This window comes from Sphingomonas sp. IC-11, assembly GCF_021043365.1.
GTDB lineage: Bacteria > Pseudomonadota > Alphaproteobacteria > Sphingomonadales > Sphingomonadaceae > Sphingomonas.
Genome location: NZ_JAJNDU010000001.1, coordinates 727,831 through 750,871 on the forward strand (window position 1 = coordinate 727,831; position 23,041 = coordinate 750,871).

Consider the following 23,041-nt stretch of genomic DNA (forward strand, 5'->3'; position numbering starts at 1 on the left):
ACGTTCAATGTCCATTCAGCGCCTTTCCTTGATGGAGCGGCGCGAGGGCATTAAGCGCAGGCCCAAGTATTCACGCCCGAAGAGGAGAGCAGTTTCGATGAAGAGCATTTCCCGCGTTGCCTTCGCGGCCGCGTTGATGGCCGGCGCGGCGGGTCTCGCCGTCTCCCCGCCGGCGGTGGCCCAGAAGAAGAAAGAGGAGCAGAAGGCTCCGTCGCTGAAGCTCAGCAAGGAGGTGCAGAACGCCGCCGCCGCCGCCCAGAAGGCGATTGCGGCGAAGGATTTCGCCACCGCCTCGACTCAGCTGACCGCGGCGCAGGGTTCGGCCAAGAGCGATGACGACCGCTACATCATCGCGGCGCTTCAGCTTCAGGCAGAAGCCACCAAGCTGCAGGATGCGCGCGCGTCCAACCAGCAGGTCAGCGACCAGGGCCTGAAGGCGCCGCTGGAAGCGCTGATCGCCAATCCGAAGACCCCGGCGGTCGACGTGGCCAAGTACAATTACCAGCTCGGTGTCATGGCGTCGAACGCCAAGGACAGCGCCGGTGCCATCAATTATTTCCAGCGTGCGCAGCAGCTGGGTTATACCGATCCGAACCTGCCGCTTCAGATGGTCAAGCTGAAGATGGACGCGGGCGATATCGCGGGCGGCTCGGCGGAGCTGGAAAAGGCGATCGACGCCCAGACGGCAGCTGGCCAGAAGCCCAGCGAGGATCTGTACAAGTACGCCATTGCGCAGACCAACAAGAAGCGCATGGGCCCGCAGACCGCCGGCTGGATCAAGCGCTGGCTGGTTGCCTATCCGACCGCGCAGAATTGGCGCGACGGCATCGTCACCTATGGCATGACCCAGCAGAGCGCCGTGACGCTGGACAAGGGCCAGAAGGTCGACATGTATCGCCTGCTGCGCGCCACCAAGGGCCTGGCCGACCAGTATGACTATGAGGCGTACGCTCAGTGGACCTACGATCTGGGTCTGCCGTACGAAACCAAGACCGTGCTCGAGGAAGGCAAGGCATCGGGCAAGGTTCCGGCCAGCAGCAACTCGGCAAGCGACCTGCTGCGCCTTGCCAACCAGGCGATCGCAACCGAAGGTTCGCTCGCTCCGGTGGAGGCAAAGGCGAAGGCTGGCGCCAACGGCCGTATCGCGCTGAACACGGGTGACGCGTACCTCGGCATGGGCAATTGGGCTAAGGCGATCGAGCTTTACCGGGTCGCCCTGCAGAAGGGCGGTGTCGATGCGGATACCGTGAACACGCACCTGGGCATCGCGCTGGCGAACTCGGGTGACAAGGCAGCGGCCAAAGCAGCGTTCGCCGAGGTGAAGACCGCGCCGCGTTCGGAGATCGCATCCTTCTGGACGCTCTATCTCGACAACCCGCCGTCGGCCTGATCCGGTCGGCACAGGCTGAAAATGGAAGGGGCGGCTTCGGCCGCCCCTTTTGTTATGTGCTTCGTGCGCTCAGATGGTGATGCGGCCGCTCTATGAAGGCGGTCAGCCGCTCGCCGGATGTTGCGCGGTCACCCGCACGATTGCTGGGACCAGTTTGGCGAAGAATGTGCCCGGCGTTGCGACCTTAGTCCTCGGGAACTACGATGGGCACGCCCGGCTCGGCCTTGGCCGTGCGGATCGTCAATGACGATTTCACGCTGGCGACGTTCGGAGCCGCGGTCAGGTGGGTGGTGAGGATACGCTGAAATGATTCAAGGTCGGACGCCACGATCTTCAGGATGAAGTCGATTTCGCCGTTCAGCATGTGGCATTCGCGAACCTCCGGGATGCCGGCGACGTGGCGCTCGAACGCGGCAAGGTCGTGCTCGGCCTGGCTTCGCAGGCTGACCATCGCGAAAACGGTGATTGGGAAACCCAGCATCGCCGGCTCGCAATCGGCGTGATAGCCGCGGATCACGCCCGCCTGCTCCAGCGATCGGACGCGTCGAAGGCACGGGGGGGCCGTGAGCCCCACACGTTCCGCCAGATCGACATTCGTCATCCGGCCATCTTCTTGCAACAGGGCGAGGATCTGTCGGTCAATCCGATCAAGCACGGAAAGCACCGGTTGCACGCAGCATTTCAATCAAGAACATGGCTGCACCTATAGGATAGTTGCGTGGCAACGCAATTGTCCGTGCATGGGCTTGGTCACGATTCATTTGTTTTCGCGGGTGTATGGCTCCGCTACGAGCGACACCGGCAAGCGGTCTGGTCGCAGCTAGGGAATGAGGCAGTAGGTGCGGTTCGACGATAGCCTCAAGACGGTGTTGGCTGCCGACGCCTCTACTGCTTTCGGCGCGCAGGCGACGTTTCGGCAACTCGCCGATCTGATCGCGCGCGGGCGGGTGGCGGCGGATGATGAGACGCTGGGCCGCTTGCGCGGGCTGCGCGATCAGGTGCCGGTCACCGTTCGTGCTGCTGTTGCGCGAAGCTTCGCGCTGGGTCAGCCGCCGGTCGAGTTGGTCGCGCTGTTTGCGCAAGACGAGCCGGGCGTCGCATCCGCGGCGCTGCGCGCGGTGCGCTTGCCGTCCGACGACTGGGTCGCGCTGATCCCTCAGCTGGGCCCGAGCGGCCGCGCCACGCTTCGGCGGCGTGAGGATCTCGATGTGGAGGTGGAGCGGGCCTTGGCAAGCTTCGGCTCGACGGACTTCACGCTCGCGTACACGCCCACGCCATCAGCGGACACGCCAGTCCATGCGCCAGTGCTCGGCCTGGCAGAATCGATGGCCGGGCTGGTGGCCGAAGCCGCTGCCTCTCCGCTGCAGGCGGACACGGAGACGGATCGGCAACCCGGCAGCGCGAGCGGTTTCGACATCGCCGAGCTGGTTGATCGGATCGCCAGCTATCAGCAGCAGCGTGCCGGCTCGCCGGCTGCACCGATCGCACCCGTGGTGGATCATTTCCGGTTCCAGACCGACGCCGGAGGGGTCATCCGGTGGACAGACGGTGCCCCACGTGGTGCTTTGATCGGCTTGGAACTGGCGCGGGATGACGCCGCTGGTACGGCTCAAGTAGATGGTGTGGTGCAAGGCGCGTTCCGTCAGCGCACAAGCTTCACCGACGCGCGGCTGACGCTGGACATGAGCGAGAGCATCCGCGGAGAGTGGCGCATGTCGGCAGTTCCGCTGTTCGATCCCGTCACAGGTCAGTTCATTGGCTATAACGGCGCGGCGCGGCGTCCGCGCATTGACCAAGTCGCTGCCCGCATAGCCGAAAAGGGCAATGCCGAGGGATTGCGGCGGCTGGTTCATGAGCTGCGCACCCCGACCAACGCCATCGCCGGCTTCTCGGAACTTATCGAAACTCAGCTTCTTGGCCCGGTTGCCCCGACGTATCGAGAGCGAGCGGCAGCAATTCGCCTGCTCGCTGCGGATCTGGTGGCCGCGATTGAGGATCTCGATCTTGCCGCGCGCATCGAGGCGCATGCGCTTGAGCTTCGGCCGGACGTGGTCGAATTGGGGCCGCTGCTGACCCGGATCATGGCCGACCTTGCGCCGCTTGCCGCCCTGCGGGAATGCACGCTGGACCTGGCGTCTGTCGAAGAAGCGCCGACCATTGTGGGCGACGAGCGGGCGATCGAGCGGTTGCTGAGCAGGCTGATCGCCACTCTCGTTTCCAGCGGGCAGAGCGGGGAGGTGATCCACATTGCCGCCTCGTGGAACGGCAGCGCAAATGCAGAGGTCACAATGACATGCCCTCGCGCGTTGGCCGAACTGCCGAGAGACAGTCTCCTGAACCTGGATACGGAGACCGAGAGCCAAACTCCCGGCACGCCTTTGCTTGGGACCGGGTTTGCTCTGCGCCTCTCGCAAAGCCTTGCGTCCCAGCTGGGTGGGCACCTGGCGATTGCGCCCGATCGCATGACCGTAACGCTTCAGGCGGCGGTTGCCGCCGCGCGGCGGGCGATAACGAGCTGAGCATGCCGCCCGGCGGATCGCAGGGCTGGCGTGTGCCTCCGCCGACGCCTGCCCAGATCATCCGCTGGCCGGCGGACTTCGGGCGTCGCTTCATCGTCTTCGTCGATACAGAAGAGGAATTCGACTGGAACGCGCCCTTTTCTCGCGAGGCGCGCTCGGTCACCGCCATTGCCGCTCTTCCCGAGATGCACAAACGGTTTGTCGATCGGGGCGTTTTCCCCTGCTATTTGTGCGACTATCCCGTCGTCACCGATCCTTGGGCCGCCGACACTTTACGGGGCCTGATCGCGGATGGTCGATCGGCGGTCGGGGCTCAGCTGCATCCATGGGTGAACCCGCCTCATCAGGAGCAGCCTTCCGCGCACCTGTCGTTCGCGGGCAATCTGCCGGTGGGGCTGGAAGCTCGCAAGCTGGACGTCTTGACCGCGGCGATCACAGACGCTTTCGGCTCCGCGCCGCAAGCATTTCGCGCAGGACGCTATGGCCTGGGTCCGCAGACGCTCTCGCTTCTTGCGGCCAGGGGGTACCGGCTCGACACATCGGTGCGGTCTTATCACGACTATTTACGGCAAGGCGGTCCCGACTTTCGCGCGATTGGCCCCGATACGTTCAGGACGGGGCCGGAGAACAGGTTGATCGAAGCACCGCTGACCACGGTTTACACCGGCCGATTGCGTTCGGCCGGAGCGCGCTGGCACCGGATGGCGGGGAGGGTGCCCCGTGGCCATGGACTGCTCTCGCGTGCGGGGTTGCTGTCACGCGTGCCACTTACGCCGGAGGGGGTGTCGATCGAGCAAGCGACGGCCGCAGTTCGCCTCGCGGCTCAAGACGACATGCGCCTGCTCACATTTTCCTTTCACTCGCCCAGCCTCGTCCCAGGCCACACTCCCTATGTCAGGAATGCGGACGACGCGGTGCGCTTCAGGGTGTGGTGGGAGGTGATGCTGGACCAGCTCGACCAGCTTGGATTTCGGCCCCTCACTTTGGCTGAGCTGATGCGAGCGGCCGAAGAAGCGCGCTAAAATCAGCACGAGCTACCTTCGACGGGGCAGCCCCCTCGCGGCTGGCGTCGAAGGCAGCGCATCGTCAGATCCATTCGCGCTACCGAGTCGCGCGGCTTCGTTCGGGCTGTTCCGCGGAAAGATGGAGATAGGCCGGCTCGAATTCGGCCGCGCTGGCAAGCCGCTCCCAATCGAGGATCGCGACGATGCCCCGAGTGGCTTTCACAAGGCCGTCCTCGCGTAGCGCCTTCAGCGACCGATTCACGTGAACCGATGTCAGCCCCAGAGCATCTGCCATCTGTTCCTGGGTCATGGTCATCGGGAATTGCCCATTCTCTAGCCTACCGATGGACCAGTATCGAAGCGCCAGTTCACAGAGCAGATGCGCGACCCGCTCGCGAGCAGTGCGTCGCCCTGCGTTCACCAGCCATTGAGCAATGATCTGACCATCGATGACGCAATCCTGCCAAAGACCGAGCGAAAGATTCGGGTAGCGAACGCAGAGTTCCCGAAGCGCCGCATGGGGGATCAGGAAGATTGTGGACGCAGATAGCGCGACCAGCTGCGCAGAGCGCGTCGGCAAGACTAGCGAATGAAGATCAGCCATGTCCCCGGGAAGCTGGATGGCGATCAACTGGCGTCTGCCGTCATCAAGCTGCGCGAAGCGGGCGATCGAACCCTCCGCAACGAGGCAGACACAATCAATCGGGGTCACAAGGCGGGTAACTTCGCGGCGGGCCGCCACTTGTCGCGGGCTCGCCGGCAGGTTGAGGAGAGCTTGACCTTCGGCGTGCATAATCTCCATCCGACCGCGTAGTTTGGTCAGATAAAGCTGCAGAGCCGTGGACGCTGTGGGGAAAGCCATGGCTGGTCGCCAAAACAGCTGCAAAAACATCGGCATTGGCCGACGTTGCTCCAACGCGCCATCATCCGGATCAGGCCCGGGCAAGCGAATACGTAGGTCGCTGGGACACCAAATTGGGAAAGTGGTCGGGGAGACAGGATTCGAACCTGCGACATCCTGCTCCCAAAGCAGGCGCGCTACCAGACTGCGCCACTCCCCGACGCTCATGTTCGCTAGGCGTTGTTGTTGCCTTGCGCAAGTACATCACGCGGTGGGCCCGGCAGGACTCGAACCCGCAACCTAGCCGTTATGAGCGGCCAGCTCTAACCGTTGAGCTACAGGCCCCCGCGTGTTGCCTGACTATAAGCTACCGACGTTGGCGGCAATGCCAATCGCGTGGCCAGTTCAGGAAAAGAAAAGGCGCCCCAGCCAATGGCGGGAGCGCCTGTTTCTTTCAGAAGCAGCGGGCTTATCAGCCCGCCTCTGCCTTACTGAACGTTGTCAGCGGCTTCTTCGCCAGCTTCACGAACGTTCGACGCCGCGTCTTCCATGTTGTCAGCAGCGTTCTCGAGGCCTTCTGCTGCAACGGCGTTCGCCGAGTTGTCAGCCATGTCCTCGAGGTTGTCCGCCATCATTTCCATGTTGTCGGCCATCATGTCGGCGTTGTTCTCGACCGCGGCGGCCTCCGGCGACTTCGAGCAAGCAGCCACGGACATCAGGCCGGCGGCGGCAGCGATCAGAACGATCTTCTTCATTCGAATGCTCCCAAGCATTAATTCGTTTCGCGGCCGACCCGTTTGCCGTCGCGAGCCCCGGCAAATACCGCACCAATCCGGTGGGTCAATCGGGAAATTCATCTCGCAGCAAGGTTCGCGACGAACCGATTTATCGTTTTTCCCGCTCAACCGGCCCGATTTCCTCGGGGGCATTGGCCACAATCGCCAGCATTGCTGTCCATGCGGCGACGTTCTGGCGAAGATTTTCAGGGTCAACCCGGTCGAGCGTGTCATCCGGGGTGTGGTGCGTATCGAAATAGTCGAGACCGGACTGGTTGAGATCAACGCCAGCGACGCCGAGTGCCACGGTGGGGCCGATATCGGCGCCGTTTCCGCCAGATCCACTGCCGCGGACGATGCCCAGAGGCGCAAGCGCTGCCGCAAGCCGCTCGCCCATCGGTTTCGCTGAGTCGGGGAGGGTCATGCCCAGCCGCCATACCTTGTCCGCGCCAAAATCACTTTCCGCGGCGAGGGCATGACGCTCCTGCCCGTGCTTCGCGGCATAGTCGCGGCCGCCGAAGCCGCCGACTTCCTCCGCGCCGAACCAGACCACACGGATCGTGCGGCGCGGGCGCTTGCCGCTGTCGAGGATCCGCTTGGCCGCCGCCGCGGTGATCGCGACGCCGCTGGCGTCGTCGATCGCCCCGGTGGCGAGGTCCCAGCTATCGAGGTGACCACCGATCAGGACGATGCCGGCATTGGGATCGGTGCCAGGAACTTCGGCGATCACGTTTCCGGATTCCTGCTCGCCGACCTGCCGCGGCGTGAGCAGCAGCTTCATGCGGACGGGCTTGCCGCGCTTCGCCAGCGCCTCGATCAGTTTGGCGTCCGGCACCGAAACGGCGGCCGCGGGGATGGCTGTCGTGCCTTCCGGAAAATAGGTCGTGCCGGTGTGCGGCAGGCGATGCGTGTCGGTCCCGATCGAGCGGATGACGATGGCCGCAGCGCCCTTTTTAGCCGCGAGAGCAGGACCGGCGAAGCGAGCTACGCCGGCCTGGCCGTAGCTGGAGCCATCCTGAGTTTTCATCATCGCGTTACCGACATAGGCGATCTTGCCCGCGAGGCTCCCGTCCGGCGCGGCGGCCAGATCGCCGTAAGTCGGGAAGATCACCACCTCAGCTTCGATCCCGGCAGCCGGCGTCGCGCCCGAGTTGCCAAGTGCTGCAAGGTGAAGCTTCTGCGGCACGGGTGACACGATCTCCGCCCGCTCTTCGCCTCGGACCCATACCGGCATCCGATAGGTTTCGATCCGCACATTCTTAAAGCCCAGGGCCTTCAGCTTCGCGGCGCTCCAGGTGCGGGCACGTGCCTCGGCTTCTGTGCCGGCCAGCCGCTGTCCAACCTCTGTCGTCATCCCTTCCACGATGTCATAGGCGACATCATCCTTCAGTGCGGCGTCGCGAAGAGCGGCGACTTGGCGGTCCACCCGCGCCGGGGCAGGGGGCGCCGCACGCTGCGAAAGCACTGGTGCGGATGTGACAAGAAGGGTGGCGGCAATGGCGAAGCGGCTGATCATACGCCTCGCGTAAGTCGCCGCGTGAAGTTTGCCAACGGCCTGTCGCATCATTACATGCCCGCCGACCAATTTCAGCCATTCCAGTCTACGGAGCGACAGGCGACCCATGGCCGTCCAGTATACCTACGTCATGAAGGGTCTGACCAAGACCTTCCCGGGCGCCAACAAGCCCGTGCTCAACAACATCCACCTGCAGTTCCTGCCGGGCGCGAAGATCGCGATCATCGGCCCGAACGGCTCGGGCAAGTCGACGCTCATGAAGATCATGGGCGGGATCGACACCGATTTCACCGGTGAGGCCTGGGCTGCCGAGGGGATCAAGGTGGGTTACCTGCCGCAGGAGCCGCAGCTCGACCCCGACAAGACGGTGATCGAGAACGTGCGCATGGGTGCGGGGCCGGTCGTGCAGATGGTCGAGCGGTTCAACGCCATTTCCGCCGAGATGGGCGATCCGAAGGACGATACCGACTTCGACGCGCTGATGGAGGAGATGGGCGAGCTTCAGGCGAAGATCGACGCCGCCGACGGATGGAGCCTTGATTCGCAGCTGGAGCAGGCGATGGAGGCGATGCGCTGCCCGCCGTCGGACAGCCCGGTCACCAACCTGTCGGGTGGTGAGAAGCGCCGCGTCGCGCTGGTCCGCCTGCTGCTCGAGAAGCCGGACATCCTGCTGCTCGACGAACCGACCAACCACCTCGACGCCGAAAGCGTCAGCTGGCTCGAAAACTTCCTCAAGGAATATACCGGCAACGTCATCCTGGTGACGCACGACCGCTACTTCCTCGACAATGTCGTGAACTGGGTGCTCGAGCTCGATCGCGGCCGCTACTACACCTACGAATCCAACTACTCCGGCTATCTGGAGAAGAAGGCCAAGCGGCTGGAGCAGGAAGAGCGCGAGGAGGCCGGCCGCCAGAAGGCGATCGCCGACGAGCTGGCGTGGATGCGGCAGACGCCCAAGGCGCGCCAGACCAAGAGCAAGGCGCGTATCCGTGCGTTCGACGAGTTGGTCGAGAAGCAGGAGAACCGCGCGATCGGCAAGGCGCAGATCCTGATCCAGATCCCCGAGCGCCTCGGCGGCAAGGTGATCGAGGCGAAGGGGCTGACCAAGGCCTATGGCGACAAGCTGCTGTTCGAGAACCTCGACTTCAACCTGCCGCCGGGCGGCATCGTCGGCGTCATCGGCCCGAACGGCGCCGGCAAGTCGACCTTGTTCAAGCTGATCACCGGCCAGGAGCAGCCAGACGGCGGCACGATCGAGGTCGGCCAGACGGTGAAGCTGGGCTATGTCGACCAGAGCCGCGATGCGCTCGACCCGAACAAGAACGTCTGGGAAGAGGTTTCCGACGGGCTCGACGTGTTCCGCTTCGGCAAGCAGGAACTGGGCACGCGCGCCTACGTTGGCGCATTCAACTTCAAGGGGCAGGACCAGCAGAAGAAGGTCGGCCAGCTGTCGGGCGGTGAGCGCAACCGCGTCCATATCGCCAAGATGCTGAAGGAGGGTGGCAACGTCCTGCTGCTCGACGAGCCGACCAACGACCTCGACGTCGAGACGCTGCGCGCGCTCGAAGAGGCGCTGGAAAGCTTCGCGGGCTGCGCCGTGGTGATCAGCCACGATCGCTTCTTCCTCGATCGCCTGTGCACGCACATCCTCGCCTTCGAAGGCAACAGCCATGTCGAATGGTTCGAGGGTAACTTCGAGGCTTATGAGGAGGACAAGCGCCGCCGGATGGGCGATGCGGCGGATCGTCCGACGCGGCTTGCCTACAAGAAGCTGACGCGCTGATCCGACGCGATCGTCGCCCTGGCGCATCGCCGGGGTGACGGCGGATCAAGGAAAAGGCCCGCCCGGCAGATGCCGCGGCGGGCCATTTTTCTTATTGGCGCTCGCCGGCGCTCTTGGCGCGGATGGCGCGGAATTCGGACGCCGGGCGCCATTCGGGCCACACGCCCGCCTTCGAAAGCCGCTGGCCCATCGTGTAGAACAGGTCGACGTCCTGCGCCGCGCCGGTGAAGTTCCAGTCGGGCGTCCAGGCGTCGCAGGTCTTGTGGTAGCATGCCATATAGCCGTCGAGCCACTTCTGCCCCGCCTCGCGACCGCCGACGCGCATGTCGCTCGCGCCGCCCAGCGCCATCAGCTGCAGCGCGGGGACGCCGCGGCGGACGACCGAGAAATGATCCGCGCGGTAGAACAGGCCGCGCTCGCTGGCTTCCTCGGGCGTCACGACGCGGTTCTGCGCGCGTGCCGCCTCGGTCAGCAGATCCTCGAGCGACGACTGGCCGGCGCCGACGAGGATCACGTCCTTCGCCTCGCCAGCGGTCTGCAGGATGTCGAGCGTCAGGTTCGCAACGGTCTTTTCCAGCGGGGCGGTGGGGCGGGTGGCATACCATTCCGACCCCAGCAGACCGCGCTCCTCAGCAGTCCACAGCGCGAACACGAGCGTGCGATCGGGCGCCGCGCCGGCCTTGAACAGGCGGGCAAGCTCCATCACGCCGGCAACGCCGAGCGCGTCGTCGTTGGCGCCGGGACGGATGGTACGGCCCTGCGCGTCTGGCGGACCTTCGCCATAAGCGTCCCAATGAGCGGCGAACTGGACGGTTTCGTCCGGCTTCACCTTGCCCGGGATCTTGGCGATGACATTGGCGCTTTCGATCCGCTCGACGGTGACGGGCAGCTTGGCGGTGAAGCGCGCCTTCATCGTGATCGGGCGGAAGGCAGCGGAGCGGGCCTGCTTGCGCAGCGCCGCGAGATCGAGCCCCTCGGCGGCAAAGACGTTGTTTGCCGCCTCGCCCGACAGCCAGCCCTGCAGCGCGATGCGCTGGTCCTCGGGACCGCGAACGATGTCGTAATTTTCGCCATTGGAGGCATTGGCGGTGGACCAGGGATAGCCGGCGCCAGCGGTGTCATGGACGATCAGCGCGCCGATCGCGCCGCGTCGTGCCGCTTCCTCGTACTTGTAGGTCCAGCGGCCGTAATAGGTCATCCGCTTGTCGCCGAAGCGGCCCTTCGCGTCCTCGCCAGCGACCGCCTCGAAATCGGGGTCGTTGACCAGGAAGACCGCAACCTTGCCCTTCAGGTCGACGCCCTTGAAATCGTCCCACTCCGCCTCCGGCGCGTTGACGCCATAGCCGACGAAGACGAGCGGCGCGTTCTCGATCGACACCGACGGATCGGGGCGGACGGTGGTGAGCGCGACGTCCGTGCCCTGCTTCAGGCTGGTGGCGCCAAAGCTGACCGGGCCATCGCCCAGGCGGGTGTGGATCAGCGGCACCTTCTGCGTCCAGGCGCCGTCGGGCCCGCCGGGCTCAAGCCCCAGCGCCTTGAAGCGCGCGATCGACCATTCGATCGTCTTCTTCTCACCCTCCGTCCCCGGCGCGCGGCCGCCGAATTCGTCGGAGGCGAGCACCTTGGTCATTTCGGAAAGCGCGGCGGGGTTAGTCTTGGATGGCTGGGTGGCCGCAATGGCGATCAGCGGGAGGAGATAGGCAATCGTCTTGTTCTTCATCAACGCAACCTTCGCACGAAAACGCGGCCATCCTCGCGCCGCTCGGTCTGGAAATTGGGAACGGCGGCGATCAGGTCCGACAGCCGCTTGTAGCCATAGTTACGCACGTCGAAGCTCGACCGGTTGGCGGCGAGCTGCCCCATGGCTGACAGGCTGACGAAGCCCTTTTCGTCGCGCTTCACCGCGGAATAAGCGTCGATCAGCAGCTTCACCAATTCGTCGTCGATCGGTGCTGGGCCCTCAGGCGGAGCAGGCTCGGCCGCGACGGCGGGCTGAGGCTGCTGCGGCGCCGGCGGTTCCTTGCTGCTGGTCGGGGCCGCCGGTAGCTCCTTGGTCGGCGCGGGAGACGGCGGCTGCTTGGGCGCGTCCTCCTCCGCGGCCATCAGCTTGTCCACGTCGATGAACCGGGTGCAGGCGCGCTTGAAGCCTTCGGGCGTTTTGGCCTGGCCGAAGCCATAGACAGGCAGGCCATCCTGCCGAAGCCGGGTAGCCAAGGGCATGAAATCGCTGTCCGACGACATGATACCAAAGCCCTCGACCCGTCCGCGGAACAAGAGATCCATCGCATCGATGGTCATCTTCATGTCGGTGGCGTTCTTGCCCTTGGTAATGTCGAACTGCTGCTGCGGCTCGATGCCGTGCTTGATGGTCATGTCGCGCCAGCCGCTCAGCGCCGGCTTCGACCAATTACCATAGACGCGGCGGATGTTGACCGTCCCCAGTTCGGCAAGGACGGTCAGCACCGGATCGATCGCATGCCAGCTGGCATTGTCCGCATCGATCAGCAGGGCGATGTTGCGGGTGGGGGTGTCGTCGCTAGCCATCACGCGCAGCCATCGGCGCTGCCGTGGGGAAGGTCAATCGTTCGTGCGTCGGTCGCTGCGATACGCCTGACCAGCATCGATGTCGGCCTGTTTCGTTGGCCTCGTCGTGCCATCGGGATCATCGACCTGGTGCATATCGTCACGCGATCCGACGTCGCGTGCCAGCGCACCGCCGCTGGTGCCGGTCTGCGCCTCTCCGCCCGGGATCATGCCCTCGATCACGTCCTTGTCGTCGTGGTCGCGAGCGGTGGTGGTGCGGGGATTTTCTGCCATCGTCACTCTCCTTCGTACCGGTAAGAACGAGATGGCAGGGCTGGAGGTTTCGTCAGGCAGAAGGATAAGTGATGGCGATCACTTCATATTCCTTTTCCCCCGCGGGGAGCGCAACGCGCCTGAGATCCCCCACCGCCGCGCCGCGCAGCGCACGGGCCAGGGGCGCGTTCCAACCGATCAGACCGTGGCCGGCATCCGCCTCATCATCGCCTACCAGGGTCAGTACGCGGTGGTTATCATCCTCGTCAGCGATCGTGACGCTTGCACCAAAATAGACGCGCGAGCGGTCGGGCGCCTGAGAAGGATCGACCACCTTGGCCGCCTTCATCCGGCGCGACAGGAAGCCCAGCCGCCTGTCGATCTCCCGCAGCCGCTTGCGCCCGTAGATATAATCGCCGTTCTCCGACCGATCGCCATTGCCAGCGGCCCAGGCAATGGTTTCCACCAGTGCCGGGCGCTCGGTGGCGAAAAGCTGATCATATTCGCTGCGCAGCGCGGCATAGCCGGCTGGCGTGATATAGTTCGGGCGATCCATGCGGAGGGCTCTATAATCGACCGAAGCGGGATCCGCGACCTCCACTTGCCTGGCGGCAAGGAAGGTCGTGACCTGTCAGCCCGCGCGATTGCGACCCAGATACCAGCTCAGGTTCGCCGGTCCCCGGCTTTTCGCGCGGGGCGGGTTCATCAGGTCATACACGACGGCATTTTCCAGCACGCGCTGCACATAGTTGCGTGTCTCCGTGTAGGGGATCGCCTCTATCCAATCGACCATGTCGATGGCGCCAGTGCGCGGATCGCCGTTGGCGCGCAGCCACTTGTTCACGTTGCCAGGTCCCGCGTTATACGCCGCGATTGCTAGCGGATAGCTGCCGTAACTGCCGAAGATCCGCTGGAAATAGCTGGATCCCAACTGGGTGTTGTAGCCGGTGTCGGTCAGCAGCCGGCCGCTATCGTAGGGCAGGCCCATCTTGCCCGCCTGCTCGCGCGCCGTGCCCGGCATCAGCTGCATGAGGCCGCGCGCGCCGGCAGAGGAAATGGCAGCGCGATCGAACTGGCTTTCCTGCCGCGCGATCGCGTGAATCATCGTCCACTGGCTTTCGTAGCCCGGCGGCACCGACACAGTGGGGAAGGCGATGGCGCTATATTCGGTCTGGTCATTCTGCATTGCCATGCGGCCGACAATCACCGCCAGGTCTGGGCGACGCAGCGAACGAGACAGTTCTTCGGCAAGGAAGTGATCCGCGTCCCCTTCAACATTGGCGGCGATCGTCCGCACGAACGCGGTCTGATCCTGATATTGCCCGATGGATCCCAGGAACTGTGCGGCTCGCACCGTCTCACGGTTGAAGAAGGCCTGGCGCGCCGCCGGATCGATAGCTGGCGAGGAGACATCCTTGGGCGGGGTGAGCGGGCGACGCAGATGTTCCAGGGACAACTGGCCGTAGAATACATCGCGATAACCGCCAGCGCGGGTGAAGAAGGCAGTCGCATCCGCCGTCCGGCCAGCCGCCTCCGCCGCCCGGCCGGCCCAGTAGAACCCTTTGGCTCTGGTCTGGGGGGACTGGCTGCCGCGCCCGTAGCGATCGAACATCGTCATCGCGTCGGCGGGGCGGTTGAGTTGCTTCAGTGCGGTCTGGCCTGCCAGCCAGACGAGACTGGTATAGTCGTCGCGCTCGCCATACGGCTTTTTCGAAACGTCTGTTCCCGCGGGATAGGCGTCATCAACCTGACGGGCGATGTCATAGGCGAGTTGGTACTGACGGTCGGCAGCCGCTGCCCGTGCGTTGGTCAGCAGCACTTCGTAGAATTTCTCGACATTACCGGGCAGGGCGACGCCCGGCCGGCGAATACGCGCAAGCCAGGATCGGGCGCTCGCACTTGCGCCGCTGTTGCGCAGCCAGGTCGCCTTATCGGCGATATAGCCGGCATCCAAGGCGCCGGCCGCGTCATTGGCCAAGGCGAGAGTGGATGCGGTCTCCGCATTGGTGCGGAAGGCGAGGCGCGCCTCGAACAAGGGGCGACGGCTAGGGGAGGTCAAGGCAATCTGGCGAGCGGCTACGCTGGTCGAGCCCTGCCACAGCAGCGCGTCCATGCGCGCATCGTGATCATCGGAACGCAGCGCCCCGGCGAAGTTGGTGAGGATCGCCGATTCGTCGGTCGGCGTTAGTGCGCCGCGCCGCCACGCGTTCCGCGCCGCCTCATAAGCCTCTGCGGTCGCGCCAGTGGCTTGCAGCGCCTTTGCCTGTGCCACCGCGCCGGCTGCGGTTAGCGGAGGATAGCGCCTGAAAAATGCGACGACGCTGGCAGGGGAGGCATAGCCGTTGCTGGCCTGCCGCTCGGCCGCGCGGCGGTTCGCCGTCTCGTTCGGCCAGCCGGGGTGGGCCATCACGAAGCCGGCGTAGCTGTCGAACGGTAGCGCGTCGGTCTGCCGCAGCGCCCGCCACTGTGCCAGTGCTGCCGCCAGATCCGCATTGCTGGTCGCTTGCGCGGTGGTGGCGGGCTGCCCCTGCGCGAGTGCGTTGGCTGCTCGCGTGCGCGCAGCGTCATCCTGCCCCTGAGTGACGAGCAACGCCACTCCCAAACCCATTCCCAGTGCGATCAATGCCCCTGCCCTCAAACCAGTCACCATTGTGGACAGAATAGCCAAGCTGCCCGTATCTGTCCTGAACGACCCAACGCACCACATCCCGTTTCAGGAGCAAGACATGTTTTCCGGATCGATTCCGGCGCTCGTGACGCCGTTCGACGCCGACGGCCGGTTCGTCGAGCATGCCTATCGAGAGCTGATCGAATGGCAGATCAGCGAAGGTTCTTCCGCGCTCGTGCCATGCGGGACGACGGGGGAGGCAGCGACCCTGACCAAGGATGAGCAATTCGCCATCGTGAAGGTCTGTGTCGATCAGGTGCGCGGCCGCGTACCCGTGATCGCCGGCGCTGGGTCCAACGATACGCGGGTGGCGGCCGCCAACATCGCCGCGGCGAGGGATGCAGGTGCGGACGCTGCGCTGATGGTCCCGCCATACTACAATCGACCGTCGCAGGAGGGCATCTTCCAGCACTTCGCCGCGCTTGCGCCCACGTCGCCGCTGCCGATCGTGCTGTACAATGTGCCGGCCCGCACGGTGACCGACATACAGCCGGAAACGCTGATCCGGATTGTTAGCGCGTTTCCGAAGGTGTTCGTCGGAGTGAAGGACGCGTCGGGCGTTCTCCAGCGTGTATCGCAGCATCGCGCAGCGCTGGGTGATGGCTTCTGCCAATTGTCCGGCAATGACGATCTGGCGCTCGCCTTCAATGTGATGGGCGGGGTGGGCTGCATCTCGGTCACTGCCAATGTCGCGCCAAGGCTGTGCGCGGACTTCCAGGCGGCAGGTGTCGGGGCCGAGGCGCTGGCACTCCATGATCGCCTGTTCGCGCTTCACACGTCCCTGTTCACCGATGCCTCACCCGGCCCGGTGAAATATGCGATGACGAAGGTCCGCCCGAACTTCCCTCAGGGGCTCCGCCTGCCCATGACTTGGCCTGGCGAGGCGAGCCGCGCTGCGGTGGACGCAGGGCTGGAGCGCGCCGGCCTCATCTGACCGCTCCATTACGGAGGCGTTTCGATAAGCCTCTTATTCCGGCCGCAATTCGTCCTCACGATCCGGCGAGATAAGGGGGGGCGCCATGCCGGCTTGGTGGATGCTCGCGTTGCAAGTAGTCGCCGGGCCGGCCGCGCCTGTTGAACGGGCGCCGTCGGAGCGCACCTGTCCAGCTGGCCGGGCCGGCGATGATATTGTGGTGTGTGCCCGGCCCAACGACCGCTTTCGGCTGAAGCCGCTTGCTGGCCAGTTCCAGGCCGAACGTACCCCGCCAAAGGCCGAAACTGCCATAAACGGGGTGGGCACCGTGGCCGTCGAGGCTGAGCGCGCGGCCGACGCGCAGGGCGCGCCCATCAACCGCGCGATGATCCGCCTTCGTGTCCCGATCGGTGGCAAGAAGCGCTGAACACGCCGCCTTCCCACAGGACGCGCAACGCCCTACATCGCCCCGTCCATGCCACGTCCCAAGCCCGCCACCTTCGACAAGAAGAAGATCGTCGCCGAGAACCGCCGCGCGCGTTTCGATTATTCGATCGACACCACCTACGAGGCCGGGATCGTTCTGACCGGCACCGAGGTGAAGAGCCTGCGTTTCGGCGAGGGCTCGATCGCGGAAAGCTATGCCGAGGTAAGCGACGGCGGCGTCTGGCTGGTCAATTCGAACATTCCCGAATTCAGCCACGGCAATCGCTTCAACCACGAACCCAAGCGACCCCGTAAACTCCTGCTTCATGAGCGGGAAGTTAGGAAGCTCCACGGCGCCGTGGCGCGCGAAGGCATGACGCTGGTCCCGCTGATGATTTACTTCAACAGCCAGGGGCGGGCGAAGGTGGAGTTGGCGTTGGCAAAGGGCAGAAAGGCGCACGACAAGCGCGACGCGATCAAGGAGCGTGATTGGAAGCGCGAGGCGGGCCGCCTCATGCGTGAGCGCGGCTGATGAGCACGCGTGCGCTGACCGTCTGGCAGCGCTTTGCGGCGTGGTGCCATCGCAATTTGCCGACGCGCGAATCGCTTGAAGGCAGCCGTTTGCTCCGGCCAGTCGCTCATCGCGTACTGGCCCCCGAACTGTGGCGATTCACCCGGCGCTCCGTGCCGCGGGGCGTGGCGCTTGGGATGGTGACTGGGATCCTGTTTCCGGTTGCCCAGATACCGTTTTCAGCGATGCTAGCGCTGCCGTCGCGGGCCAACATCCCCGCTGCGGCGCTTACGACCTTCATCACAAATCCTGTTACCACGCCGCCGCTGTGGGTGTTGGCATACTGGATCGGGAAATGGGCGCTTCACCTTGATCAGGCGCTGCCCGGAGACCCGATGAGCAAGGCCGCACATGATGCGGCGCAGTCCGGATGGATGCAGTGGCTGATGTCTGATGCGGCGCCGGCCACCGCGCTGGGGCTTCTCATCGTTACCGGGATCCTTTCGGTTGCAGGCTATGGCTTGTCCGCGCTCGGCTGGCGATTGTGGATCGCGCGCAAGTGGCGGCAGCGTCACGGCAGCCGCCACATTGACGAGGCGTCTTAACGAGATAGAACACGTGCCTTCACTTACCGAAGGCCATTTCCATGCGTCCGTCGCTACTTATTGCCGCGATTCTTTCTACCACCGCTGCCGCAGCAATTGCGCAAACCGCGGCCCCTAAAGCGGCCAAGACCAACACCCTGAGCACTGGCAGCGCTAAATCGAGCGCTGCCGAGCAGGCCGGCCCCGCAATCGGCACCTTTGGCTTCGACATGGCGGGGAGAGATACCAGCGTCCCGCCAGGCGATGACTTTTACGCCTATGCAAACGGCACCTGGGAAAAGAACACCGAGATTCCGGCCGACCGCTCTTCCTACGGCATGTTCCATCGCCTCCAGGATCTGTCGCGTGAGCAGACGCGTGCACTGCTTGAAGAGGAAAAGGGTAAAGCTGACAGCAAGTCGGGTAACTTTTACGCGAGTTTCCTCGACGAGGCTGCGGTGAATGCAAAGGGCGTCACGCCGGTGAAGCCTTGGATCGCCGCCATCAAGGGCGCGAATAGCAAGGAAGCGCTGGCCGCTGAAGCCGGACGCATGCAGCGCCGCGGCGTTGAGTCGTTCTTTGGCCTCTACGTCAATCAGGACGACAAGGACCCGGAGACCTATGCCGTCGTATTCGGACAGGCGGGTCTGGGTCTGCCGGATCGTGACTATTACCTGAAAGACGATGCCAAGCTTGCCGCTACCCGCACGGCATATCAGGCGTACCTGGCAAAGATGCTGACGCTGGCCGGGGAGCCGAACGCCGACGCGCGAGCCGCTGCAGTGGTCCAGTTGGAGAAGGCGATCGCCGAAGCTCACTGGACCCGTGTTGAGAGCCGCGACGCCGACAAGGTCTACAACAAGATGACCTTTGCGGAACTTGCCGCGCGTGCGCCGGGCTACGACTGGACTAGCTACCTGCAGGCAGCGGGCATTCCGGCGGACGCTCCGTTGATCGTGGCGCAGCCCACGGCGTTTACCGGCGAGGCCAAGGTCTGGGCTGATGCGCCCGTGGCAGTGCTGAAGGATCATCTGCTGCTGCGCATGCTGTCGACCTATGCCCGTTACTTGTCGGCGGATTTCGATCAGGCGCGCTTTGCATTTTACGGCACCGAACTGACCGGTGCGCCTGAGCAGCAGGCCCGCTGGAAGCGCGGTGTGGATCTCGTCAGCAATCATCTCGGCGAAGATCTCGGTAAGGCCTATGTCGCCCGGTATTTCCCGCCAGAGTCGAAGGCCGCGGCAGATGCACTTGTCCGCAACATCATCGCGGCGATGGGCGAGCGCTTGAAGAAGCTGGAATGGATGGCGCCGGAAACGAAGCAGAAGGCGTTGGCGAAGCTCGCCGCCTTCACGCCGAAGATCGGCTACCCCGACAAGTGGCGCGACTATTCTGAGTTGGAGATCCGACGCGACGATTTGGTCGGCAATGTCGCGCGTGGAAACGAGTTCGAGTTCCAGCGCAACCTCAACAAGATCGGAAAGCCGATTGATCGGGGCGAGTGGTTCATGACGCCGATGACCATCAACGCTTATGCCAACCCGACAATGAACGAGATCGTGTTTCCGGCTGCCATCCTGCAGCCGCCGTTCTTCGATCCGAAGGCTGATCCCGCAGTGAATTACGGGGCGATCGGCGCGGTTATCGGCCACGAGATCAGCCATCACTTCGATGATCAGGGCCGAAAGTACGACCCAAGCGGGAAGTTGGCGGACTGGTGGACCGAGCAGGACGTTGCGCGCTTCAAGACCTTCACCGACCGCCTTGTGGCGCAGTATGACGCGTATGAACCGCTTCCGGGACAGCACGTGCAGGGCGCGCTCACGCTTGGCGAGAACATTGCTGACTTGGCGGGCGTGATCGTCTCCTATGACGCGTATCGCCTCTCGCTAGGCGGCAAGAAGGCGCCCGTCATCGATGGGACCACAGGAGAACAGCGCTTCTATCTTGGTTATGGTCAGGTCTGGCGCACCAAGTACCGGGAGCCGATCTTGCGGCAGATGCTGTTGTCCGATCCCCATTCGCCAGGGGTGCAGCGCGCCAACATCGTTCGGAACGTGGATACCTGGTACGATACGTTCGGAGCGCGGCCGGGACAGAAGCTGTATCTCACCAAAGAGCAGCGCGTCCGTATCTGGTGATCGCATCCGTGCCGCGCGCCGCTTGACGGGCGTGCGGCACGGATCAAGGGCCGTTGAATGGCGACGCTTCCTTCCATCCGTACGCACCGTTTGACCTCGGAAGGGGCGCTCGGGATCGCGATGGCCGCTGGCCTGATCGCCGCGGTTCTTATCCTGTGGCTACTGGGGGATCCCGTGGTCGCCATCGGGTTTCTGGCAGCAGGGATCGTGGTTGGAGGCGCGGCGGTCGCGTGGCGGGCACTTGCACCGATCGCGCCGCCGCTTGTGCCGGAGATTGACTGGCAGCTGGTCCGGGCGCTCGCGGAGGAAAGCCCGGACGCGATTGCGATTACTGACCGGGCGGGGCGCCTCGTCTGTGCCAATGACCGGTTCGAACAGATGTTTTCCGGTTTGCCGACCCCTCCGGGCCTGCCGATCGGCGAGGCGGGCGTCGGCGCCCTGGCTGCGGCAGGACGCGCGGCCTGGCGCGACGGGCGCGCTCGCGTGGATCATGCGGAAGTCGCGGGACGCGCGATCGCAATCGATGTCTCAAGAACCGGGCAGCAACAGGACCTGCTCGTATGGCGCGCCGCTTCGGCGATCGAGGCTGACGGCAGCCGCGCCCTCGCAGAGGCGCTGTCGGGGGCACTTGGAAAAAGGCTGGCGGGCTCCGGCATCATGGCTGCGTTGCTGACCACGGACGGTCGCGTGCTTGCCGCTGATCCCGTGCTGCGTACCCGGGCAATGGGACATGCCGACGCGCCAGTCGAGGGCGCGGACTTCGCCCGCTTCCTCGCGACTGACAGCCGCGGCCTGATCCGTTTCGAGCGAGAAGGGATAGAGGGCAATCCCCTGCGCCTGGTGCAGGTTCCGTTTGCGGATGTGGAGGGGGCGCCAATCCTGGTCGCTCTTCTCGACGAGGATGAAACGCCGGTTAGCTACGGCAACGGAGCCGCAGCCCATATACGAACCCTGGTGCAGTTGATGCCGCTCGGCATTGCGTTGGTGGATCGCGACGGCCGCTTCATCGAAATGAACGACGCCTTCGTTCGCGCCGCTTCTGTCGATCGCAACGCTCCGCCGCTCTACCCCGGCGATCTCGTGGTTCGCGAGGACAAGGCGGCGGTCGCTGACGCAGTGCGACGGTTTGCAGGGGGTGGGGCCGCACACGTCGCCGACATGGCCGTTCGTCTGCGGGACCATCCCGAAGAGCCCGTCGTGCTCTCGATTGCCGGCGCGCGTGGGCTCGGAGATGCCTCGGTGGTGCTGAGCCTCAAGGACAATGGCGAGGAAACGCGACTGAAGCGGGAAGTTGCGCAGGCAACCAAGATGCAGGCCGTGGGGCAGCTTGCCGGCGGGGTAGCGCACGATTTCAACAACATCCTGACCGCAATTATTGGCCACTGCGATCTGATGCTGATGCGTCACTCACCCGGCGACAGCGATTATGATGACATTCAGCAGATCCGGAACAACTCAAATCGGGCGGCCGGCCTTACTCGGCAGCTATTGGCGTTCTCCCGCCAGCAAACTCTGCGCCCGCAAATCCTGCAACTGCCCGACGTTGTGTCGGAGGTGTCGAACCTCCTGAAACGATTGCTGGGTGAGACGGTGACCTTGGAGGTTCGACACGGGCGGGATCTGGGCCCAGTGCGGGCGGACCCTGGACAATTGGAGCAGGTGGTCGTCAATCTGGCGGTCAACGCACGCGATGCCATGCTTGCCAAATATCCGCATGGCGGGGGCAAGTTAACGATCCAGACCCGTTCGGCAACCATCAGCGAAATCCGTCGCAGAGGCCCGGATATCATGCCGGTGGGTGAATATACCGCGCTTGAAATATCCGACACCGGCTCCGGCATTCCTCCGGAGGTCCTGCCCAAGATCTTCGAGCCGTTCTTTACCACCAAGGAGGTCGGCAAGGGCACTGGGCTTGGACTCTCGACGGTCTACGGCATCGTAAAGCAGTCCGGTGGCTACATCTTCGCGGACTCAAAGCCTGGGATCGGTGCGACCTTCACCATCTATCTCCCGGTACACGCCACCGGAGAAGTGGCGCCGCCAAGAAGTGCGGTTGCAAGGAAGCGCCCAGCCGATGTCTGGGGAACAGGCACTGTGTTGCTGGTGGAGGACGAAGACATGGTGCGCGCAGTCGCCGAGCGGGCGCTGACGCGGCAGGGCTACACCGTGCTGACCGCAGAGAATGGCGAAGTCGCGCTTGAACTGATCGAGAAGAATCCGCGACCTGATCTGTTGGTTAGCGATGTGGTGATGCCGGCCATGGACGGGCCCACGATGGCGCGGCGCGTGCGGCTACGATACCCTGATCTGCCGATCCTCTTCATGTCCGGCTATGCCGAGGAACAGTTGCGTCGCTCCATCGATCTGGAAAACGTGGCGTTCATCCCCAAGCCGTTTTCTGTTCAGCAATTGGCTGAAGCCGCCCGCGACGCGCTTGGCCAGGGCGATTGAAACAGTTCCTTGTCTGAACGGCCGACCGTTGCGGGATCGATCCGTTCGCTCTAAGGGCCCGACATGACCAATCGCGTCTTGCTCGTCGAGGATGAGCCGCTTATCGCCATGATGCTCGAGGATTTTCTCGATGTGCTCGACCGGCAGTGCGCCGGAACGGCCGACTGCGTTGCGGCGGCACTTCCGCTGATCGAAGCAGGGGGCTTCGATTGTGCAATCCTCGACGTCAATCTGCGCGGGGGCGAAAAGAGCTGGCCGATCGCGGCTGCTCTGGCTGAGCGTCAGGTTCCGTTCGTCTTTGCGACTGGCGGCGCAGACGACATGATTGCAGACGAGTTCCGTGGGCGCCCCATTCTGCAAAAGCCGTTCACCCTGGACGGCGTAGAGAAGGCTCTCGACGCACTCGCCTGATCGCCCGTTGTGGCGAACGGGTCGATGCTTTGGTGTGCGGGCTGGGGTGCGCTTGCCTGCCCGAACCGTTGCGAGTGCGCGCAAACGACCCTCACCCCGCGTGGGAATTCTGCGGCCAGTCTTTAGCTCACCCCTCTTACGTGCAGAAACTTGAAGCTATTGTCTGTTCTGAGGCGATGCTTGAAATGCAGCCGCTCGTTGTGCGCTCTGAAGACCGACAAAGAGTGAGCCGATCGGTTTTCTGGGAGGGGCTGCAATGATCCGGTTCGATGACCCAGTGGGCTCGCGAAGAGACAACCTCGAGTGCC

20 protein-coding genes and 2 tRNA genes are annotated in these 23,041 nt (G+C 64.2%); 11 read left to right on the forward strand and 11 right to left on the reverse strand.

The window, feature by feature from the left end; translation table 11 throughout:
* Positions 1 to 97: 97 nt before the first annotated feature.
* On the forward strand, positions 98 to 1,390 hold the full coding sequence (locus LQ954_RS03510; protein ID WP_231021977.1) for a hypothetical protein: 1,293 nt from the start codon (positions 98 to 100) through the stop codon (positions 1,388 to 1,390).
* 184 nt (positions 1,391 to 1,574) lie between these two features.
* Here the strand turns inward: LQ954_RS03510 and LQ954_RS03515 are convergent, their stop codons facing one another.
* A complete protein-coding gene (locus LQ954_RS03515) occupies positions 1,575 to 2,045 on the reverse strand; it encodes an Lrp/AsnC family transcriptional regulator (protein WP_227770829.1) in 471 nt (156 codons plus the stop codon).
* Between the two features lie 184 nt (positions 2,046 to 2,229).
* Between LQ954_RS03515 and LQ954_RS03520 the strand changes: the two genes are divergently transcribed.
* Positions 2,230 to 3,909, forward strand: a complete 1,680-nt coding sequence (locus LQ954_RS03520; RefSeq protein WP_231021982.1) for a sensor histidine kinase — start codon at positions 2,230 to 2,232, stop codon at positions 3,907 to 3,909.
* Between the two features lie 2 nt (positions 3,910 to 3,911).
* The gene (locus tag LQ954_RS03525; RefSeq protein WP_231021984.1) at positions 3,912 to 4,931 is read left to right on the forward strand and encodes a polysaccharide deacetylase family protein; all 1,020 of its coding nucleotides are present in this window, start codon (positions 3,912 to 3,914) and stop codon (positions 4,929 to 4,931) included.
* Positions 4,932 to 5,010: 79 nt separating this feature from the next.
* On the opposite strand, the gene LQ954_RS03530 is transcribed toward LQ954_RS03525, so the two are convergent.
* The 5 genes from LQ954_RS03530 to LQ954_RS03550 all read right to left on the reverse strand — a co-directional run bounded on the left by LQ954_RS03530 (position 5,011) and on the right by LQ954_RS03550 (position 8,046).
* On the reverse strand, positions 5,011 to 5,706 hold the full coding sequence (locus LQ954_RS03530; protein ID WP_231021987.1) for a Crp/Fnr family transcriptional regulator: 696 nt from the start codon (positions 5,704 to 5,706) through the stop codon (positions 5,011 to 5,013).
* Positions 5,707 to 5,897: 191 nt separating this feature from the next.
* Positions 5,898 to 5,974 (reverse strand) — tRNA-Pro (locus LQ954_RS03535).
* Positions 5,975 to 6,026: 52 nt separating this feature from the next.
* Positions 6,027 to 6,099 (reverse strand) — tRNA-Ile (locus tag LQ954_RS03540).
* Positions 6,100 to 6,242: 143 nt separating this feature from the next.
* Positions 6,243 to 6,509 (reverse strand): hypothetical protein, encoded by a 267-nt coding sequence (locus LQ954_RS03545; protein ID WP_227770825.1) that lies wholly within the window; start codon positions 6,507 to 6,509, stop codon positions 6,243 to 6,245.
* Positions 6,510 to 6,639: 130 nt separating this feature from the next.
* On the reverse strand, positions 6,640 to 8,046 hold the full coding sequence (locus LQ954_RS03550; RefSeq protein WP_231021989.1) for a M20/M25/M40 family metallo-hydrolase: 1,407 nt from the start codon (positions 8,044 to 8,046) through the stop codon (positions 6,640 to 6,642).
* A 106-nt stretch (positions 8,047 to 8,152) separates the two neighbouring features.
* Between LQ954_RS03550 and ettA the strand changes: the two genes are divergently transcribed.
* On the forward strand, positions 8,153 to 9,832 hold the full coding sequence (gene ettA / locus LQ954_RS03555; RefSeq protein WP_227770823.1) for an energy-dependent translational throttle protein EttA: 1,680 nt from the start codon (positions 8,153 to 8,155) through the stop codon (positions 9,830 to 9,832).
* A 91-nt stretch (positions 9,833 to 9,923) separates the two neighbouring features.
* Here ettA and LQ954_RS03560 read toward each other — a convergent pair whose 3' ends face one another.
* The 5 genes from LQ954_RS03560 to LQ954_RS03580 all read right to left on the reverse strand — a co-directional run bounded on the left by LQ954_RS03560 (position 9,924) and on the right by LQ954_RS03580 (position 15,236).
* Positions 9,924 to 11,552 carry a M28 family metallopeptidase gene (locus tag LQ954_RS03560; protein ID WP_231021990.1) on the reverse strand — a complete coding sequence of 543 codons (1,629 nt, stop codon included), beginning with the start codon at positions 11,550 to 11,552 and terminating at the stop codon, positions 9,924 to 9,926.
* The gene (locus LQ954_RS03565) at positions 11,552 to 12,376 is read right to left on the reverse strand and encodes an NYN domain-containing protein (RefSeq protein ID WP_227770821.1); all 825 of its coding nucleotides are present in this window, start codon (positions 12,374 to 12,376) and stop codon (positions 11,552 to 11,554) included. The genes LQ954_RS03560 and LQ954_RS03565 overlap by 1 nt, the downstream gene beginning before the upstream one ends.
* A gap of 33 nt (positions 12,377 to 12,409) precedes the next feature.
* Positions 12,410 to 12,649: a hypothetical protein gene (locus LQ954_RS03570; protein ID WP_227770820.1), complete on the reverse strand. Its 240-nt coding sequence runs from the start codon at positions 12,647 to 12,649 to the stop codon at positions 12,410 to 12,412.
* Between the two features lie 52 nt (positions 12,650 to 12,701).
* The gene (gene greB / locus LQ954_RS03575; protein ID WP_227770819.1) at positions 12,702 to 13,184 is read right to left on the reverse strand and encodes a transcription elongation factor GreB; all 483 of its coding nucleotides are present in this window, start codon (positions 13,182 to 13,184) and stop codon (positions 12,702 to 12,704) included.
* 75 nt (positions 13,185 to 13,259) lie between these two features.
* Positions 13,260 to 15,236, reverse strand: coding sequence for a lytic transglycosylase domain-containing protein (locus tag LQ954_RS03580; protein ID WP_443026611.1), 1,977 nt, complete (start codon positions 15,234 to 15,236; stop codon positions 13,260 to 13,262).
* Between the two features lie 118 nt (positions 15,237 to 15,354).
* Between LQ954_RS03580 and dapA the strand changes: the two genes are divergently transcribed.
* From dapA to LQ954_RS03615, 7 genes are all read left to right on the forward strand, one after another.
* On the forward strand, positions 15,355 to 16,230 hold the full coding sequence (gene dapA, locus LQ954_RS03585) for a 4-hydroxy-tetrahydrodipicolinate synthase (protein ID WP_231021992.1): 876 nt from the start codon (positions 15,355 to 15,357) through the stop codon (positions 16,228 to 16,230).
* Between the two features lie 85 nt (positions 16,231 to 16,315).
* Complete coding sequence (locus LQ954_RS03590; RefSeq protein WP_231021994.1) at positions 16,316 to 16,636, forward strand: hypothetical protein; 321 nt, start codon at positions 16,316 to 16,318, stop codon at positions 16,634 to 16,636.
* Positions 16,637 to 16,684: 48 nt separating this feature from the next.
* Positions 16,685 to 17,167 carry an SsrA-binding protein SmpB gene (gene smpB / locus LQ954_RS03595; protein WP_066781057.1) on the forward strand — a complete coding sequence of 161 codons (483 nt, stop codon included), beginning with the start codon at positions 16,685 to 16,687 and terminating at the stop codon, positions 17,165 to 17,167.
* The gene (locus LQ954_RS03600) at positions 17,167 to 17,751 is read left to right on the forward strand and encodes a DUF2062 domain-containing protein (RefSeq protein ID WP_227770815.1); all 585 of its coding nucleotides are present in this window, start codon (positions 17,167 to 17,169) and stop codon (positions 17,749 to 17,751) included. Before smpB ends, LQ954_RS03600 begins: the two co-directional genes overlap by 1 nt.
* A gap of 41 nt (positions 17,752 to 17,792) precedes the next feature.
* On the forward strand, positions 17,793 to 19,871 hold the full coding sequence (locus LQ954_RS03605) for a M13 family metallopeptidase (protein WP_231021996.1): 2,079 nt from the start codon (positions 17,793 to 17,795) through the stop codon (positions 19,869 to 19,871).
* 57 nt (positions 19,872 to 19,928) lie between these two features.
* A complete protein-coding gene (locus LQ954_RS03610; RefSeq protein WP_231021999.1) occupies positions 19,929 to 22,322 on the forward strand; it encodes a response regulator in 2,394 nt (797 codons plus the stop codon).
* Positions 22,323 to 22,385: 63 nt separating this feature from the next.
* On the forward strand, positions 22,386 to 22,733 hold the full coding sequence (locus LQ954_RS03615; protein WP_227770812.1) for a response regulator: 348 nt from the start codon (positions 22,386 to 22,388) through the stop codon (positions 22,731 to 22,733).
* The last annotated feature ends 308 nt before the right edge of the window (positions 22,734 to 23,041 follow it).